The following is a 325-nucleotide window of genomic DNA, read 5'->3' on the forward strand; positions in this document are numbered from 1 at the left end:
AATACCGCCTTTAAAGTTATCGAAACCATACGTCCCAAACTGGCCTGTAGCCGGTGTGATGTCATCGTTCAGGCACCACTTCCTCCTAAACCGATCGAACGCGGTTATGCCAGTGCAGGGTTACTTGCACGGATCCTGGTCAGCAAATATATGGAACATATCCCTTTATATCGCCAGTCAGAAATATACGCGCGACAGGGCGTGGAGCTGAGCCGTAATACCATGGTGCGCTGGGTATCAGAAATGGCAGACAAACTCCGTCCTCTGTATATAGCGCTGAATGACTATGTTCTGGAGGCAGGAAAGGTGCACGCAGATGACACTC

At 50.2% G+C, this 325-nt stretch carries 1 protein-coding gene; it reads left to right on the plus strand.

Annotation, left to right across the window (positions count from 1 at the left end; genetic code table 11):
- The coding region (locus tag ABZJ92_RS22400) for an IS66 family transposase (protein WP_146693839.1) at positions 1-325 on the plus strand (325 nt) is incomplete at both ends.

The organism is Shigella sp. FJ200513 (assembly GCF_040495915.1).
GTDB lineage: Bacteria > Pseudomonadota > Gammaproteobacteria > Enterobacterales > Enterobacteriaceae > ECMA0423.